Below are 16,257 nucleotides of genomic sequence, written 5' to 3'. Positions count from 1 at the left end.
ATTACGCTAATGATTTCACATATCAACTTGTTTAATACCCTTCAGCTAGGAGGTTTTCCTATTGGAAGATCATACATCTAATTCAAGTATAGCAAAAACTATTCGAAATAGAAGATCAATTAAGAAAGGTTACACATCCCAACGTGTAACAGAAGAAACTGTTTTGTCACTTTTAGAGGATGCGATTTGGGCACCCACCCATGGTATGCGACAGCCATGGCGTTTCATTTTTGTTGATAAAGATCAGTTGCCAGACTTTGCAAAACAAGTGGCAGCAACTTATCCAATTGAAAAGCAAGCTAATCGAAATGAATATTTAAATGAGCCCAATGCGATATTAATCGTTGTGATGGACGAACCAGACTCCGAAAAACAATGGGATGAAAACTTTGGAGCAACGGCAAGCCTTATCCAAAACTTTCAATTATTAGCATGGGAGAAAAAGCTCGGAGTTGTTTGGAAAACGAATCCCCATATATATAACCCAGCAGTCAAGAAGATTTTAAAGGTAAGGGAAAATGAAAAAATTGTTGGCTTTTTACATCTTGGCTATTTTCACCAACAGCCAGTTAAAAAAGAACGAATAAGTGCGAGGCAAAAGTTTTCTAGGTTCCAAGCTTAGAGAATCGATAGCAATGGATTTACTTGCGAATTGCAAAGTGACAATTAGTCGAAAAAAGGGATATGAGTGGGCGGGCTTCTCTGTAACCATCTTGCATGAAAATTACATAAAAAGGAACTGAGCACGCTTCTCTGTGACCGACCGATCTGGCTTAAAATATCACAAAGGATAACAGATAATGCCTGCCAGAATCTCATTATAAACAAAGTCAACTCCACACCCTTTTTTGCTATACAAATAAAATACACACGCTATTTTCAATATAAAATAACGTGTGTATTGTTTTGTTTCTATCGTCTCCACCTCTGGATTCGTCACACATCCACTATTCATCCCATACGGCATTTTTTAACGTCGCATCTTTTTGATGACGATCTAATGCAAGCTGAATTAAGTTATCAATTAAATCTGGATAGGAAATACCACTGATCTCCCATAGTTTTGGATACATACTGATACGTGTGAATCCTGGTAATGTATTGACCTCGTTCACATAGATGTCACCCTTATCTGTTAAAAAGAAATCCACTCTTGCTAAGCCTTCACATTCCAATGTTTGAAATACACGAATCGCTTCGTCCTGAATTCTAGCTACTGTCTCATCAGATAACTCAGCGGGAATTTCAAGTTTCGCACCACTTTCATCAATATATTTTGATTCATAAGAGTAAAATTCCGTTTGTGGTAATATTTCACCAGGAACAGATGCTTTCGGGTGTTCATTACCAAGGACAGCACATTCAATCTCCCGTCCAACAATACCTTCTTCAATAATTACTTTATGGTCATATTGAAATGCCATTTCTACTGCTTCGTCAAATTCCTCTTTTGTAGAAACCTTACTAACTCCAACCGATGAACCTTGGTTTGCAGGCTTAATAAATAATGGTACACCGATGTCTTTTTTTATTTCATCAAAATCAATTTGCTGTTGATTTGAACTCGAAAATGCATATCCCGCTGCCACCTTAATACCTGCCGCTTTCAACAACCGTTTTGCAATATCTTTATCCATGCAAACAGCAGAACCTAATACATTTGTCCCGACAAACGGTAAATTTGCAATCCGCATCATACCTTGTAAACTGCCGTCTTCGCCTAAAGTACCGTGAACAATTGGAAACACCACATCAAGCTGTTCCAATACTTTTTGTTGAGATTGATAAATCAGTTGATGACCTGTCTCACCAGGTACTACTGCAACTGTTTCATTGGACTTATTTAATTGAATCAGTTTCGGGTTATCTTCATTTATTAAATAGGAACTTGCATCATTTATATGCCATTTTCCCTCTTTGTCGATCCCAATTAAAACGACGTCATATTTCTGTTTATCAATCGCATCTACAATATTTTTAGCTGACTGTAAAGAAACTTCATGCTCTGCTGACTTTCCGCCAAAAATAATCCCAACCGTTGTTTTCCCCATCATCAGAACTCCTTTATTTTTTTGCTGTTTCTAAAAGATTGTTGCTTTTCTTTTTCAAGTATAAATCTTAATGTATAGTTGATAAATGATCTGTCGTAAATGTTTTCTAATTACCGCTACGGAAATACCGAAGACCCCACAGGAAGTGGTCTTCTTCCGAATGTCTAGCTACGACGGACAGGACGTCCTAGTGCCGATAGACATAAGGACGCACGAGTTTTCATCGGCCAGCGCCTACCCCCTCGAGGTCTTAAGTCAATCCACATTACACGCAAAAAGCGCCACCGCCGAGGCTCGGCTTAAGCTTGGCAGATAAGAAACAAAACGTTCTTACTGCATAAGTGCAACTAAGGCTTTCGCCATAAGAACTTGGCGAAAAGCCTAGTTTTCTAATCGGGGGTGACCAAGGCACTTTTAGCTTTTCTAAAGAGGAGGCTGAGGCAGTGCCTACGGTAAAGAAGACACTGTGAAAACGTAAAGTTTGAACAGATGTCACACTTATGCCCGTGGTTAAAAAGACTGTCCGAAGCGGAAATTAACTAACTATTTTATGTCGTATCATATATAAGATGCGACATTAAAAAACAACAAAGAATTAGAAAAGATCCATTTTTTAAAACAGTCCCTCTTAAAAGATTGTTTGTATATCGAAAACCTTCTATATTTAAAATAGCATAAAAAGGCTTGTTTAAGACAGTCCTATTCCAAAAAATTTGCTACACATACATGCTTTTCCATTCTTTCCTTTACACATGTGTTAGGACGCTTTATCATATAACTATAAAAACTGTATCATTAGAAAACTTGGCATTCGCCATACTCTTAAGGGCGAATGACTGAGTTGCACTAGGGGAGCTTTTTTTGGCTGAGAGGAACAGAACGTTCTGACCCTTATCACCCGAACTAGATAATACTAGCGTGGGGAAGTGTAGTCGTATAGAATTTCATTTACATACAGACTGCACTCCCTAGATGGATGCAGTTTTTTTAGTTTTTAAAAGGAGAGGATCATATGTCAAACCAAGTGTGTAACAACAGCAATTCAGAAATAGCTGGAGCTAGTTTTTCTATTCATCCGATGAGTGACAACTTTATTGAAATTATTCAAGATGCACTCCAAGCAGTTGATACTTCTACTGTTTGGACTAATACAGATGATGTCAGTACCACGGTACGCGGGAAAATGGTACATGTATTTGATGTAACAAAAGCAATCTTTATGCAGGCAGCCAAAACTGGAAAGCATGTCGCATTTCAAGCTACCTATTCATTAGGCTGTCCAGGTAGTAGTACTTCTGAGAATGTCGTTTTAGCAAAAGAGAACGAACCAGTGAATCATGAGTTAGTAAAAGACATACAACAATACGTCGGTGCTAAATTTGCTCTCTACCCACTAGGTGGCGGTGACTATATGGATGTTATTTCCGAGCAGATTGAAGCAATGAAACAATATGTTGATATACAACATACACATTATGCAACACGCTTGGACGGAGAAGCACTAGCTATTTTTGAAGGGCTAGAGAAAGTTTTTCGCGCTACTGTAAAAGGTGGTTCTAGCCATACCGTAATGACGGTTTCGATTTCAGCAAATAGCCCATCACACGGCAAATAAAAGGATGATGATGCTTTAGCTACCTCGCTAAATATGACAAGTTACGGATTATCTTCTCAAATCGGCGGTATTATTATCATTCCACGTAGAAAAAAATGAATATTAATTGAGTGATCGCATTGATGTGTGCTAAATAATGGCACACATCTTTTTTTATGTTTTCTTATTCAAATAGTGTTGCTCCCATTCTTTTGCATAATCGAAAGGTGAAAGGAGAAACTACCAAAAGACAGTAACACACTGTTTATAAAGGAGGCTTTTAGGTGAAGAAATTCTTATATATTTACGCCCTAGTTTTTTCAATAATTTGGATCGGATACGGGCTTTATGCTTTATTGACAAACCAGCCTTCTGCACATATATTGCTTGGGTTTGGTGTTGCCTTCTCTATTGTTATTTTTGCCACATCATGGTTATCTGGATGGCTAATGAACCATTATAAAAACATTGATGCCATGGCCAAAAAAATATTATCAAAAAACTAATAATACAGGAGTGATTGACATGTCAGAACAACCAATTAAATTAATTATTTTATGTAGCTGGGGTGCTACTTCTAGCCAATTAGCAAAAAAAGTACAAGAAGCAGCTGAAAAAAGAGGACTTGAAGTGGAAGCACATGCTGGGGGAACTGGCGAATTTAAACAAAAAGCTGGTGACTATAATGTCGCTTTATTAGAACCACAGGTCCGTCATTTAAAAAAGGAAGTAACAAAAATTGCAGATTCTCACAACATTCCAGTTGAACTGGTAGATCAACGTGCTTTTGCCTTAATGGACGGTGATAAAGTACTTGATCAGGCCATGAACTTATTAAACAAATAGGAGGTAGTTCCATATGATTAACTGGATAGAAGACCACTTAATGGAGCCACTAGGGAAAATTGCGCAAAATAAATATTTGCAAGCAATCCGTGATGCTTTTGTAATCTTTGCATTACCAGTCATTATTACGGGAGCAATTTTCCTAATAATAGCCAACCCACCTACATCTTTAGAATGGGGCATTATTGAAGCATGGGAAAATGCTATTGAACCAATACAAGCACAACTCTTATTTCCATTTAACCTTACGTTTGGGCTCATGGCATTGACTGTTGCCTTTGGTATTGGATATAGTTTAGCAAGTCGTGAGGATATGGATGCTGTGATGGCAGGTATTCTTTCCATGCTGGCATTCTTCATGACAGCATTTCCAGTAGTAGACATTGAACAAGTTGCATTTGGGGAAATCCTCCAGTATCTTGGTGGACAAGGCTTATTCGTGGCAATTATTTTAGGGATTATAACAACCGAGTTAATGCGGTTCCTAATTAATAAAGGGGTTGCATTTGAGATGCCGGCTGGTGTTCCACCTTATGTTTTACGGACCTTCCGTGCATTACTTCCATTTATGCTGATTTTACCATTGGTCTGGATTGTAGCATGGATCGTATATGCAAATACTGGGGTAACGATACCTCAATTGGTATTAGACATATTTAGTCCATTAGTAACAGCATCTAACTCTTATTGGGCAGCATTAGGTATGATCCTCTTAATGCTTATCCTATGGTCTATTGGTATCCATGGTATGAACGTTGTATCTTCAGTGGTTTACCCTTTTTGGATGACACAATTAGCAAACAACGTGGAAGCTGTAAACCAAGGCGCAGAAGCGAATGGTATTGTAACAGAGCCTTTTTACCATATGTTTACCCATATTGGTGGGTCTGGTGCAACAATAGGGTTAGTCGTATTCATGCTTTTCTCTGCGTCAGCACAAATTAAACAAGTTGGTAGAACGTCAATTATTCCATCTCTGTTTAACATTAACGAACCTGTTATTTTCGGGTTACCAATTGTATTAAACCCACTATTAATCATACCGTTTGTGTTAGGACCAGCGATCATTGTAACGATTAATTACATTTTATTTGCTACTGGTATTTTACCTCCAGTAGTGATACAACCACCATTTACCGTTCCAATTTTCTTTGGTGGATTTATCGCAACAGGTGGTTCTGTCCTAGCAGGTCTTGTACAAATCATGAATGCGGTAATTGCTACCATCATTTATTACCCATTCTTTAAACGTTATGAAAAACAGCTTGTAGAACAAGAAAAAGAAGATGGAGATCCAGAACCAGCTAACAGCTAAGAGGAGTGAACAATAACGATGAATTATGAAGAAATCATGACACAACTAATCTTACATGGCGGTAATGCGCGCGGTGCAGCATATGAAGCTTTAGATGAAGCAGAAGAATATAAATTTGATGCAGCTGAAAAACTGTTAGAAGAGGCAAATGATGAATTCCTAAAAGGACATAAGTATCAAACAGAATTAATTCAGAGCCAAGATGACCAAGCAGTGCCAAGCTTCTTCATGATCCATGCACAGGATCATATTATGACAGCCCAAGCTGAAATTCAATTAATCAAACGAATGATTGACCAACTGAGAACGACAGAAAAGCTTGAGAAACGGATTGAAATATTGGAGAAATAAATGGCACACAAAAAGGGGCTATCCAAAAAGGGTTTAGATCATACCCGACTTGGAATAGCCTCTTTTATTTTATATTTATGACTGATATGCATTTATTAAGCAACTTTATTAGATAATACGGGATACCCTAGGTTCTCGATTGTTTCCTGTAATGCCTCTGGTGTAGCAACTTCCGTATCAAAAGTTACTTTCACTTTACTTGAATTAAATAATACCTTTGCTTCTTTAACACCGTCCATTTTATTAAGTTTACCTTCAATTTTTTTAATACATGATGGACAAGTTAATGGTTCTAATTGGAATTTAGCTGTTTTCATGTTTATCTCTCCTTTGTTTTGATCTGTCTTTATTATATAATCCATTCTTGTTTTAAACCTTGACGTAGATCAAATTTCACCTTTTTATCCAAAGAATATTTTCGTTTATAGTGAAACGAACAGTTGAACAGATGTCGCACTTATGCCCCTGGTGAAAGCGTAATGTTTTTCCGAAGCGAAGCAATGTGCATATTCTAGTTATTACATATCAACAATCTTTAAGAAAACAGCCAAAACAAAAAAAGACCAGTGATCAGCTGGTCAAATACACGTACACATGGGTTTTTGGCAGACAAATCTATTACAGGCCTTGTAAAGATTTACTATATTAGTATGTTCTATTTTATATTCTAGTGTTGGCATTTATCGCAGGATAACCGCTCAATCTACCTAATCTATTGGACAATGTACTCATTTTCTCCCCGAGATAGACTATTAAACAACCAACAAATCTATTTCTACATAGCTTATTACTGTAATAACTAAAAAGGTAGAAAGGAGAAATTTAAATGAGTCTTGGACCAACTGATAATTGTGTATGTGATGTGGTGAGAGATATTGTCGCAGCTCAGGATGAAGTAGCAAACAATAATGATAATGGTTGCTGCTCCACAGGCTGTGAGAACTCTATTGAGCAGTTACTTTCACCAGCAGGTATCAATGGAACTACACCAGTAAACGATACAATCCCATTTATTCTTTACTGTAAAGGTGAGTGTGAGCCATTCATCGGAAGTGGGGTTTACCAAGCACAACTAGGAGGATCTCCTAACACGTACTTTGGATGTGTCGAAACACCAATCTTCCGTGCAAAAGAATTTGTCGATGATGAAGAATGCTGCGTAAGACTTGAGCTATTACTTCCTGTAACAGAAGGTGGTTCTACTCCAGGACCAGGTGGGGATGATGTATGTGATTACTTCCCTGGCAATAGTATCCGAGATTTCCAAGCAACAGGAATTTGTATAACAGTGGATCTAAATTGTTTCTGTGGTATCACTTGCCTTGACCCTATTACACCATTACCTGCTTCACAATTCCCAGATAATGATGACTAATGAAGTAAAAAGGACTGCACCATGCAGTCCTTTTTACTCCCTAATTCACTTCAATACCTGTTATAGTTAACTCATATTTCTCATCTGAATCTCGATTTTGGCCTTTTTCGGAAATCTCTCCCTCATAAATGGTTTCCTCTGTTTCTAAATCAATAACAATTAAGTCTGCTGGTTCTTCAACATTGCCTATTCGTGATAGTATATATAAGTTTTTATCATGTACGGTAAGGTGCGCGAGTTCTCTACCACCTTCATTAACCATTGGAAATGATGGAGCTTGGCTACTTTCTACTTGATCTAATTCTACTGTCATTTCGTTCTCAATTTTCTTATCCTTTATATTATAAGAAACTACTTCTAATCCATTTTCGATAGACTTCGTGAAATAAAGATTAGTACCATCGAACAAATTTACACGACCAAACTCTTTAAGCTCTTCCGTCAATGTAATGTCCTCGATCTTTCCTGATTCAAGATTATAGGCAATCAATTCATTGCTAATTTCCTCATGTGAGTAGGTTCCATCATTGTTCCTAATTTCTTCCCGTACCACATTTCGAAAAACAGCATAGTCTTTTGAAGACATAGGATCTGTTTCATTTAGCATGAACATATCTGTAAACTGATTTTGCTCTTGTGCTTGATCTGAAATGATGCTTTCCTCTCGTATAAGTTCATGAGATTGTGCATCGAATTCATAAACATGAATCGCTAAATTCCCTTGCGAGCGAGAATGATTTTGTGTAATAAGCGTAACATTATCATTTACTAACTGCACATCCTGGAGTGCTACATGATTCACTTCAGAACTATGTGGAATATCGTATACAAACGATGTTGTTTCATCCGTTCCTTTGTCTAACATAGAAACCTCAATGCTGGAGGATCGAGCTTCAAGTGCACTTGTATCAATATTGACATTGGCATATACGAGATATTCCTCATCCTCATAGAACGATCCATAAATGGCCTTTCCCCTCATAAAGTTCCGATAATTCTCTTGCAGGTGTTTTCGCTCAGGGGATAAGTACGCTCCATCTAACCGTTCAAAAAAAGAACGCTCATTAGCATAAATAGCTTCATCTTTTGTAATTTGCACAGGTTGAATGTTTTGTCCTGTTCCATAATGGGCATTTATCAATAGGTTTTCTATCACTTCTTCATTCCCACTATTTGTTTCAATTGTAAAGGCTGGATAGGCATCTGCTGCTAGGCTATCATAAATATAAAATGTTCCAATACCTGCCATAATAATGATTGTCAATGTGATTAGTTTCCAATATTTTTTCATCATTTCCCCTCCTTACACACGGATCTTTCGTTTCAATAAATAGTTACTAAACCAAATCGATAATGCGATTACAATGCAACCAACTAATACCTCAAGCAGTACCATTTCACTTATATAAAAATAGCCATCTACAACAAAGTCCTGCACTAATAATGGGGACAGCATAATAAACAGTGCAACAACTCCATAAGCAACTCCCATTAGAATCCCTTTCCACCGAAAACTTCGCTCAAGTAAAATAGCTGTAAATAGCACAAATACAACCATCATACCTGCACCATAGGACAATACAAATTCAATAAAGCTTTGTGGGAATATAAGATGCAACTCTGGAATTGCCCCAATAATTTCGTGTACACCCATATCGACACGAAAATCTTTTGGAACGATCCATTTTAAAATCGTCGTCTCAATTGGTAAGATGATAAGTTGAAAACCTATAAATCCTAGTGTCACTAAAAGAATGGTTGTTCCCTTTGCTAAGAAAACATTTAGTCTTGCTGTAGGTAGCATCAATAGTCGATAAATAAACGTGTTTTTTCCAAACCAATCACGATACCAAATAAGAAAAATATAAAAGGCTACTGCTCCAGCACATAAAGCAATTGGTCCGAGAAACCAGACACTTCTTACAATTGTATCAAAGCTCATCGTTCCGTACTGACTAAGAAATTCAGACGTAGACAATTGTTCTTGATAAATCGCCTCATTTGCATTGGCCACATATTCTCTTGATTTCAAAATGACACCAATGATTTGTGTTATCAATGTAATAGCTAGTAGTACTACATATATTTTCACAAAACGATTGAATTCAAAGTTTACTAACTTAAGATATCGATTCATCCTTGATACACCTCTCTCATCACATCTGTCACTGATTTCCCTTCACTCTCTCGTAGATCTTCTGTATTGAACGCTTTTAATACAGTTCCATTATCAAGTAAGATCGCTTTATCAATTAAATGTTCGATATCATGTATTTCGTGTGTTGTAATAATAACCCCTCTATCTTCAATTAAATGGCTCGTAAACACATCAGCGATTTGCTCCCTGCTAAACATATCAATCCCTGAAAACGGCTCATCCATTAAGACGTAATCCACATCCAATGCCAAACCGAGTAACAAATTTACTTTTGCGGTATTTCCTTTCGACAGACTAGATATCCGTTCAGTTTCCTTCAACTTAAAAAAGCGAAGCATCTCTGTTGCTCGTTCTTGGTTCCAAGATTCATAGAAATCCGCCATAAATTCCATTGCGTCGGCGATCCGCATTTGTGGCAACATCGTAATAGCGTCTGGGATAAAGGTTATTTTTTCATAGCTATCTTTATGAATGGCTTTCCCATCTATTAAAATTTCACCACCATGGATTGGAGTTAGTGCCATTATTGCATTTAAGATCGTTGTTTTTCCTACACCATTTATACCAATTAGACACGTAATCTCACCTTTGTTTGCTGTAAATGAAACACCATCCAGCACCTTTTTACGTCCAAACTTTTTTATCAATTCTTTTACCTCGATCATCTGTACCCCTCCCTACTTCTTTTCTTGCTCATATTTTTCTTTTACCAAATCCAATACTTCCTCAACAGAAACATCAATTGGACGAATGGATGCGATGAAGGAATCTACTGCCTCAACAATAAGTTCTTCTCTTACAGATCCAAGGACTTTTTCATCTTTGGTAATTTTGCTTGGTAAATTTCGTTCCGTATAAATCAATCCTTGTCCCTCCATTTCCTTATATGCACGTTGAGCTGTATTTGGATTTATTTTTAATTGATTTGCTAATTCTCTTCTTGATGGGATTTCTTGTCCTGGTTCAAGCATTCCTTTAGCAATTTGTTCTTTAAAATGCCGCACTACTTGCACATAAACAGGATCCCGCTTGTTAAAATCTACCTTCATAAACACAGCCCCTATACTCTCTGTTGTTTGACTAATGTCTTATTGTATTAATCCATTAATACACTTTAGGCATAAAAATGTATGAACCGATTAATACATCTTATGTGGTGTATTATATAATTAGTACACTTCACCTGTCAACCTGTTTTTTAACCAATAATAAGATATTCTCCTTTCGTACACTTTGTTGTTTTCTTAACGTCACAGTTTCTATATAATGCGTAGTAAAATAGTATGGTTGATTTTCGCTCCGGACAGTCGCTTTCACCACGGGCACAAGTGCGACATCTGTTCAAACTTTACGTTTTCACAGTGTCTTCTTTACCGCAGGCACGGCCTTAGCCTCCTTGGAAGAAGATCACTTCCTACGGGGTCTTCGGACACGTGCTTTTCCTGCAGGAGTCGACTGTCCTACGCTCCAATCAAGCCTTGTATTAGCAGTGCATTGATAAGAAGTAAAATAGTGCATAACTAGCGGAGGAAATACACGAAGACTCCTGCAGGAAAAGAGGCATAGGTGAGACCCCGCAGTGCGTAGCACGAGGAGGCTCAACAGCCGTCTGCGGAAAGCGAAGTGTATTTCCGTAGCGGTATTCATAGCTAAACTATTGCGCATAATCTATCAACTGTTCATTAAGATTCTTACTGAAAAAAACATCAATCTTTTAGAAAAAATGCCATAAGGAAAAACAACATAGTATGCGAAACAGGTATAAAAGTGTGACGACATCCTTGATTCATAGTAAAATATAGTGGTGTACACATAGACCAATACATAATAAAAGGAGAGGGAAAGTTTGAATACATATAGTAAAACCTTACTTCGATTTTCAGCAATTTTTGCATTAATTGGTGCATTCTTAGGATCACACATGGCAGGTGCAGGTGGATACGAATTTCGTACCGTACACGCTCACATACTTGTTGTCGGCTGGTTAACACTATTTGCATGGTCAGTATATTACAAAATATACACACCAACGAATAAACTCCTTGCAGCACTACATGTTTATGCTGCAATCATTGGAGCAATTGGCTTAACAGTCGGAATGTGGCTATACTATCTAAGACCTTTCAACCTTCCTGATTCATTCGTTACGGTTTTCTTTATTGTTGGTGGAACCATTTTACTACTAAGCTTTTTGTTCTTTGTTATTTTAACGTTTATGAAAACAAAAGATGACTGAGATCAACCGAATTTACAAGGATTGACTGAAGACCGAGAAATACAACATAGATAATTCTTTTTGGTATGTTTGTGGATATAATAGCCATAATGTTATAAAATTAAGATAAGTAAATGTGGGGGTGTTATGATTAATGCGTACCGTTAAAATGAATCAAATTGAAAGGAATATAAAAGCTAGACGCCGATCAGTTAATTTGCAAATACGTTCTAAACGCAGTAATATCCCGCGTATTAAAAGAAATAGACCAAGGACAATAGATGAACGGAATGCAATAACGAAAATCACCAAAGCAAGTGTAGAAAGGGCAAAACGTGAAGGAAAAATGAAAATAATCGGAAAGCGAAAGATATATTATGATCCAACTGATTGAATTGAAAAGAGAATTCGACAAGCTTGTACATTTATCGAAACATGAAAGAATGATTGAAATGTGTGCTTTGTTAACAGAGTATTTTCAAAAGGATTGTATTAAACCCATAATAGTTGGCGGATTATCCGTTGAGATATATACAAGAAATAATTATACAACGTACGATATAGATCTAATTACTGACGGATGGGATAAATTTAATGAATTATTAACAATGGAACTCGGCTTTATAAAGGAAGGCCGTAGTTGGTATCATGAGGAACTAGAGGTATCAATTGAAATACCAAGTAACTTTCTTGAAGGAAATCTAGATAAAATTACTAGCATGGAATTAGCAAGTGGCCGACGAGTTTTTGTAATAGGTATAGAAGATATTATTATTCATCGATTAGAATCAGCTATAGTTTCACAACCTAAAAATCCAGAATGGACAGATGACTATGAATGGGCAGAACGAATGTACCAAATTCACAAAAATGATGCTGAAATACTTGATAAAGAATACTTACTAAGCGCCTCTAGGAGGGCACGTGTTGATCATTTAATTAAGAAATGGTTGGAAATGAATAACACCTGACAAATAATATAACATAATGTCAGGTGCTATTATTATGTATGTCTCCTAGTGCTTCAACTTTTTAAAATAATCAATAATTCCTAATGCACTTACTTGCATATCAAGATTAATTAAAATATAGACATCGTGGTCATCGTCCACATATAATGTCCGTAAATGCTCTTTGACATGCTCCAATAGACGTTGGGCGAGTTCATCATACCCCTTTCCTTCCGCGACCACTTGTTCCCCTTCTTCTACAAAAATATCAAGCCATTCAGACACCTTATGTAGAGCTAGTTCCACTTTCTCTGTCATTCCAAAGTGACCATAATAAATGCGATCCAAATTCATATCAAGCATCCGATCAATGGATTCCTGCATTGCCTCGGGATCAAAGTGATTTGGCGAAGTGGATGGCAGAAAAAAATCAACCCCATCACGTACTAATTGTTCATAGCGAACTCCAACAGTATCCCCAGTGAACATGCCATGACTGACAGGATCATAAATACTAAAATGATGCTTTGCATGACCTGGTGTATCTAAAAATTTCAACGTACAGGTATCACTTATTGCTAGCGTATTCCCTTCCCCCTTAATAAGTAGACGATCTTCGGGAACGGGAACAATTGGATCAAATAGTTCAGAAAAGCTATCACCATAAATCGCTCGTGCTCCTCTAGCTAATTTTGTAGGATCTACCAAGTGTCTGGCACCTTTCGGGTGAACGACAACACTCGCGTTCGGGCACTCTTTTAGTAGCAAGCCAGCTCCACCAGCATGATCTAAGTGGATGTGCGTTACGATAATATACTTGACTTGATCCAAGGTATATCCTAATTTCTCAAGTCCTTGTTTAATATATTTCACCGAAGGGCTCGGACCCGTTTCTACAATTGTTAATGCATCCTCTTTTATGACATAGGTACCCGTCCGCTCCGGTACAGTTAAATCGAATCCATCAATTAAATAAATCCGTTTATCTAATTGAATCGGATCTTTGTCCAACATGTTATTACCTCCCCATTAAAAATGAACGTTTCTTCTTTCATCCTAGCACAATCATTACTAACTAGGTCACTCTGTTACTTGGCTTTCCTTTAAAAAGGACATGATCCCCTCGATTAATCCTTCCGCTAATGGCAAGGAAGGATCAGCATAGGTTTGGAGATTTTCCTGTCGATCTGCAGGTGCTTCCTTTAGTACATGATTCATTTGAGGTATCACTAAAAGTTTAGCATCCTCTTTTGCCTCATGTAGCATCTCCGCTTCCGTAACAGGTACTTGGATATCATTTTCCCCATTGACAATTAACGTTGGGATGGTCAATTTCCCGATTTCCATAACTGGGTCGTATTGCATCCAGGACGATGTAAATCCTTGTACAGAAGGACGAAATACACTTTGTAAGGCTGTGCTAACCTGCTCGACCTCATTCCCCTTCTTTAATTGATCCATAATTTCAACACTTTCTTCCAATAAATCCTCAGATAACTGCTCACTTAATTGATCATATAATACTTCGTCAATCGGACGTCCTGCCCCTGCAAGTGAAATAAAGAAATCAACACTCGGTTCCTCTGCGGCAAGCATTCCTACGAGTGATCCTTGACTATGACCAATAATACCAATTTCCGTATAGTCCTCGCTCTCTAACATGTTTACCCAATGCTTTGCATCCTCTACAAATTGCTCGAATTGAAGTTCTTCTTCTTGTATTATTGCAGACTCATTTTTACCAGCACCACGCTTATCATACCGAAGACTAGCAACACCCTGTTCCGATAAACTTTCGGCAAGCATTTTAAGACTGTCATTTCTCCCGTTCACGGCATTTCCATTACGATCGGTTGGACCAGACCCTGGGATAATAATTGCAATTGGATGTGGCCTTTCTGTATCAGGTGTTTCTAATTCACCATAAAGCTCCCCTTCATTTGTTTCAACGGTTAAAAAGGTTCCCTCATCATCAGATTCCTCTTCCTTATAGGATCCTTTCGTAAGCTGAAATGGATAGGATTGTCCATGTTGTTTAAACGTACCTTCTAACGATTTGCCATCCACTGTCCCTTCAAATGAAATAAATTGTCCTTGTACCTCCATTAAAAACAAAACCGTGGAATCTTCCACTTTTATCGACGACAATGGATAACTTTCAACACCTTGAACTGGAATACTGATGTTTCCAGAAAACTCATCTCCTTGTTCAAATTCTACAATAAAAAAAAGTGGTTGTTCCGGAATTTGAATCATACCTGTCCATTGACCAGTTAACTGTTCATTCAGCGACTGATTATCTTGGTTTTGGTTACAACCGAGCACCAAAACGATTATCGTAAACCATACTAACGGCAAAAACTTCTTCATCAGAATCATCTCCAAGTATATTTATATACATTACATAATCCGAATATATCCAACATTTTGGCTTAAAATAATGACGACTATCTTAAAGGAGGATGTAAGTATGCAAGGTCAAAATCAAAACCAAGATTTACAATCATCCACACAAATGCCTGCCCAACAAAGTCTAGGAGGACATGAGCTGTTTGATGCACATGAAGCTTTATCAACACTAACTGGTGGAATGGAACAATATTTATTGTATGAACAACACATTCAAGATCCAGAACTAAAAACAATGCTTCAACAGCACCAAACCTTTTTAAAACAACTGTATAACACAATTGTAGAAACATTAAAAACTGGCCAGAAGCCAACTGTAGAGACCTACACCTATAATATGACACAAAGTAATGATGTCGTCTATGGTATGCAACCATCCCAGCCAAAGTCACCTGCTCAATCTGTTAATGAGATTAATGACCAGTGTGTATCAAGCTACATGATGAGTGCCTTAAAGGCATGTGCATCAACATTTACGATGACCGCATTGGAGGTAACAAACCCAGTATTACGACGCGTGTTTGCTGACAGTGTACCAAACATGGTCGAGATGGCCTATGAAGTATTTTTATATCAGAACAAAAATCAATATTATCAAGTACCACAATTACAACAGCAAGATATGCAAGCTTTGAAAAACAGCTTTGCACCAATTCAGGGCAACATGCCTCATTAAGATTATTTTGAAGAAAAAACTACCTATAACTTCAGGATAGGTAGTTTTTTCTGCTTGTTTACTAATCCAATATTCGGTTTGTTTCATCTACATCCAGAATTTCGGAAGGTCTAACATCGGCACTGTTATACAAACCATCTCCATTACAAATTCGACATTTATATTGCCATCCTTCATCATCAGCTAACATACCAGTTCCTTGACATGCTTTACAAATTTGACCATGTTCCATTCAGAATCCCCCTCCTTTATATAATAAAATTTATACTCGTGTATACTTCTCTAGTATGTGGAAAATAGCATATAATTATAAAGGA

General features: G+C 37.3%; 20 protein-coding genes and 1 riboswitch. Of the genes, 11 read left to right on the top strand and 9 right to left on the bottom strand.

Annotated features, from left to right (window positions below):
- Nucleotides 1-61: 61 nt before the first annotated feature.
- On the top strand, nt 62-622 hold the full coding sequence (locus GHC26_RS11930; protein ID WP_163971493.1) for a nitroreductase family protein: 561 nt from the start codon (nt 62-64) through the stop codon (nt 620-622).
- A 325-nt stretch (nt 623-947) separates the two neighbouring features.
- Here the strand turns inward: GHC26_RS11930 and ddlA are convergent, their stop codons facing one another.
- A complete protein-coding gene (gene ddlA / locus GHC26_RS11925; RefSeq protein WP_163971492.1) occupies nt 948-2,051 on the bottom strand; it encodes a D-alanine--D-alanine ligase in 1,104 nt (367 codons plus the stop codon).
- Between the two features lie 838 nt (nt 2,052-2,889).
- Nucleotides 2,890-2,993, top strand: a riboswitch (TPP riboswitch).
- A 70-nt stretch (nt 2,994-3,063) separates the two neighbouring features.
- Between ddlA and GHC26_RS11920 the strand changes: the two genes are divergently transcribed.
- The 5 genes from GHC26_RS11920 (at nt 3,064) to GHC26_RS11900 (ending at nt 6,157) form a co-directional block, all read left to right on the top strand.
- Nucleotides 3,064-3,666 carry a YkoF family thiamine/hydroxymethylpyrimidine-binding protein gene (locus GHC26_RS11920; RefSeq protein WP_163971491.1) on the top strand — a complete coding sequence of 201 codons (603 nt, stop codon included), beginning with the start codon at nt 3,064-3,066 and terminating at the stop codon, nt 3,664-3,666.
- Nucleotides 3,667-3,929: 263 nt separating this feature from the next.
- On the top strand, nt 3,930-4,151 hold the full coding sequence (locus tag GHC26_RS11915) for a hypothetical protein (protein ID WP_163971490.1): 222 nt from the start codon (nt 3,930-3,932) through the stop codon (nt 4,149-4,151).
- Nucleotides 4,152-4,170: 19 nt separating this feature from the next.
- Nucleotides 4,171-4,491, top strand: a complete 321-nt coding sequence (locus GHC26_RS11910) for a PTS sugar transporter subunit IIB (protein WP_163971489.1) — start codon at nt 4,171-4,173, stop codon at nt 4,489-4,491.
- A gap of 13 nt (nt 4,492-4,504) precedes the next feature.
- Nucleotides 4,505-5,806, top strand: a complete 1,302-nt coding sequence (locus GHC26_RS11905; protein WP_163971488.1) for a PTS sugar transporter subunit IIC — start codon at nt 4,505-4,507, stop codon at nt 5,804-5,806.
- A gap of 18 nt (nt 5,807-5,824) precedes the next feature.
- Nucleotides 5,825-6,157, top strand: a complete 333-nt coding sequence (locus tag GHC26_RS11900; protein WP_163971487.1) for a PTS lactose/cellobiose transporter subunit IIA — start codon at nt 5,825-5,827, stop codon at nt 6,155-6,157.
- 95 nt (nt 6,158-6,252) lie between these two features.
- Here GHC26_RS11900 and GHC26_RS11895 read toward each other — a convergent pair whose 3' ends face one another.
- On the bottom strand, nt 6,253-6,474 hold the full coding sequence (locus GHC26_RS11895) for a heavy-metal-associated domain-containing protein (protein WP_163971486.1): 222 nt from the start codon (nt 6,472-6,474) through the stop codon (nt 6,253-6,255).
- Nucleotides 6,475-6,983: 509 nt separating this feature from the next.
- Here GHC26_RS11895 and GHC26_RS11890 point away from each other — a divergent pair.
- Nucleotides 6,984-7,532 (top strand): CotY/CotZ family spore coat protein, encoded by a 549-nt coding sequence (locus GHC26_RS11890; RefSeq protein ID WP_163971485.1) that lies wholly within the window; start codon nt 6,984-6,986, stop codon nt 7,530-7,532.
- A 40-nt stretch (nt 7,533-7,572) separates the two neighbouring features.
- On the opposite strand, the gene GHC26_RS11885 is transcribed toward GHC26_RS11890, so the two are convergent.
- The 4 genes from GHC26_RS11885 to GHC26_RS11870 are packed head-to-tail and all read right to left on the bottom strand — an operon-like array spanning nt 7,573 to nt 10,739.
- Nucleotides 7,573-8,823 carry a hypothetical protein gene (locus GHC26_RS11885; RefSeq protein ID WP_163971484.1) on the bottom strand — a complete coding sequence of 417 codons (1,251 nt, stop codon included), beginning with the start codon at nt 8,821-8,823 and terminating at the stop codon, nt 7,573-7,575.
- A gap of 12 nt (nt 8,824-8,835) precedes the next feature.
- A complete protein-coding gene (locus tag GHC26_RS11880) occupies nt 8,836-9,669 on the bottom strand; it encodes a hypothetical protein (RefSeq protein ID WP_163971483.1) in 834 nt (277 codons plus the stop codon).
- Complete coding sequence (locus tag GHC26_RS11875) at nt 9,666-10,355, bottom strand: ATP-binding cassette domain-containing protein (RefSeq protein WP_163971482.1); 690 nt, start codon at nt 10,353-10,355, stop codon at nt 9,666-9,668. Before GHC26_RS11875 ends, GHC26_RS11880 begins: the two co-directional genes overlap by 4 nt.
- A gap of 12 nt (nt 10,356-10,367) precedes the next feature.
- Nucleotides 10,368-10,739 carry a GntR family transcriptional regulator gene (locus tag GHC26_RS11870; protein ID WP_163971481.1) on the bottom strand — a complete coding sequence of 124 codons (372 nt, stop codon included), beginning with the start codon at nt 10,737-10,739 and terminating at the stop codon, nt 10,368-10,370.
- Nucleotides 10,740-11,536: 797 nt separating this feature from the next.
- On the opposite strand from GHC26_RS11870, the gene GHC26_RS11865 reads away from it, so the two are divergent.
- The 3 genes from GHC26_RS11865 to GHC26_RS11855 all read left to right on the top strand — a co-directional run bounded on the left by GHC26_RS11865 (nt 11,537) and on the right by GHC26_RS11855 (nt 12,876).
- Nucleotides 11,537-11,926 carry a hypothetical protein gene (locus GHC26_RS11865; protein ID WP_163971480.1) on the top strand — a complete coding sequence of 130 codons (390 nt, stop codon included), beginning with the start codon at nt 11,537-11,539 and terminating at the stop codon, nt 11,924-11,926.
- 133 nt (nt 11,927-12,059) lie between these two features.
- Complete coding sequence (locus GHC26_RS11860; protein WP_163971479.1) at nt 12,060-12,299, top strand: hypothetical protein; 240 nt, start codon at nt 12,060-12,062, stop codon at nt 12,297-12,299.
- Nucleotides 12,283-12,876 (top strand): hypothetical protein, encoded by a 594-nt coding sequence (locus tag GHC26_RS11855; RefSeq protein WP_163971478.1) that lies wholly within the window; start codon nt 12,283-12,285, stop codon nt 12,874-12,876. Before GHC26_RS11860 ends, GHC26_RS11855 begins: the two co-directional genes overlap by 17 nt.
- Before the next feature lie 45 nt (nt 12,877-12,921).
- Here GHC26_RS11855 and GHC26_RS11850 read toward each other — a convergent pair whose 3' ends face one another.
- Together GHC26_RS11850 and GHC26_RS11845 are read right to left on the bottom strand one after the other, a co-directional pair.
- Complete coding sequence (locus GHC26_RS11850; protein ID WP_163971477.1) at nt 12,922-13,869, bottom strand: MBL fold metallo-hydrolase; 948 nt, start codon at nt 13,867-13,869, stop codon at nt 12,922-12,924.
- 66 nt (nt 13,870-13,935) lie between these two features.
- A complete protein-coding gene (locus GHC26_RS11845) occupies nt 13,936-15,225 on the bottom strand; it encodes an alpha/beta hydrolase family protein (protein WP_163971476.1) in 1,290 nt (429 codons plus the stop codon).
- Nucleotides 15,226-15,325: 100 nt separating this feature from the next.
- Between GHC26_RS11845 and GHC26_RS11840 the strand changes: the two genes are divergently transcribed.
- Complete coding sequence (locus GHC26_RS11840) at nt 15,326-15,940, top strand: spore coat protein (protein ID WP_163971475.1); 615 nt, start codon at nt 15,326-15,328, stop codon at nt 15,938-15,940.
- 61 nt (nt 15,941-16,001) lie between these two features.
- Here the strand turns inward: GHC26_RS11840 and GHC26_RS11835 are convergent, their stop codons facing one another.
- Nucleotides 16,002-16,172, bottom strand: a complete 171-nt coding sequence (locus tag GHC26_RS11835) for a hypothetical protein (RefSeq protein ID WP_163971474.1) — start codon at nt 16,170-16,172, stop codon at nt 16,002-16,004.
- Nucleotides 16,173-16,257: the final 85 nt, after the last annotated feature.

The sequence above is a fragment of the Oceanobacillus halotolerans genome (assembly GCF_010993955.1).
Lineage (GTDB): Bacteria > Bacillota > Bacilli > Bacillales > Amphibacillaceae > Oceanibacillus_A > Oceanibacillus_A halotolerans.
Note: the sequence above shows the minus strand (reverse complement) of the source record. Positions and strands in the feature narration are given on the sequence as shown.